The organism is Leclercia sp. M50, assembly GCF_037150775.1.
Lineage (GTDB): Bacteria > Pseudomonadota > Gammaproteobacteria > Enterobacterales > Enterobacteriaceae > Enterobacter.
The window spans coordinates 1-1,186 of the sequence record NZ_JBBCPK010000224.1 but is presented as its reverse complement, the minus strand read 5'-3'; the positions used below and the strand labels follow the sequence as shown (position 1 = coordinate 1,186).

The 1,186-nt window shown below is 60.9% G+C and carries 1 protein-coding gene; it reads left to right on the top strand.

Going from position 1 to position 1,186, the window contains the following annotated elements; all coding sequences use genetic code 11:
* Positions 1-1,186 (top strand): DNA polymerase II (locus WFM46_RS23720; RefSeq protein WP_336998722.1); only part of this gene is annotated, 1,186 nt, incomplete at both ends.

The following is a 1,186-nucleotide window of genomic DNA, read 5'->3' as shown; positions in this document are numbered from 1 at the left end:
CCCGGCACGACCCGGACGTCATCATCGGCTGGAACGTAGTGCAGTTTGATTTGCGCATTCTGCAAAAACATGCCGAGCGCTACCGCATCCCTCTGCTGCTCGGACGCGGCAACAGCGAGCTGGAGTGGCGCGAGCACGGCTTTAAAAACGGCGTCTTCTTTGCCCAGGCGAACGGGCGCTTAATCATCGACGGCATCGAGGCGCTGAAATCCGCCTTCTGGAGCTTCTCGTCATTCTCGCTGGAATCGGTATCGCAGGAGCTGCTCGGGGAAGGTAAATCCATCGACAATCCCTGGGACAGGATGGACGAAATTGACCGCCGCTTCGCCGAAGATAAACCGGCCCTGGCGACCTATAACCTGAAAGACTGCGAGCTGGTGACGCGGATTTTCCACAAAACCGAGATCATGCCGTTTCTACTGGAGCGCGCCACGGTCAATGGCCTGGCGGCCGACCGCCACGGCGGCTCCGTGGCCGCCTTCAGCCATCTCTACTTTCCGCGCATGCACCGGGCGGGCTATGTAGCCCCCAATCTCGGTGACGTGCCGCCCCAGGCCAGCCCCGGCGGCTATGTGATGGACTCCCGCCCCGGCCTGTACGACTCGGTGCTGGTGCTGGATTACAAAAGCCTCTATCCGTCGATCATTCGCACCTTTCTTATCGATCCGGTCGGCCTGGTGGAAGGGCTCGCCCAGCCGGATGAGCAGCACAGCACCGAGGGCTTCCTCGGGGCGCGGTTCTCCCGGGAAAAACACTGCCTGCCGGAGATCGTCAGCCAGATCTGGTACGGGCGCGAAGAGGCCAAGCGCCACGGCAATAAGCCGCTTTCCCAGGCGCTGAAGATCATCATGAATGCCTTTTATGGCGTGCTCGGCACCAGCGCCTGCCGTTTCTTCGACCCGCGCCTGGCCTCGTCGATTACCATGCGCGGCCACGAGATCATGCGCCAAACCAAAGTGCTGGTGGAATCCCAGGGCTATGATGTGATTTATGGCGATACCGATTCGACCTTCGTCTGGCTCAGGGGCGCCCACGCCGAAGCGGAGGCTACCGCCATTGGCCAGTCGCTGGTGGAATTTGTTAACAGCTGGTGGCGAACGCATCTGCAACAGGCTGGCCTGACCAGCGCTCTGGAGCTGGAGTATGAGACCCACTTCTGCCGTTTTCTAATGCCCACCATTCGGGG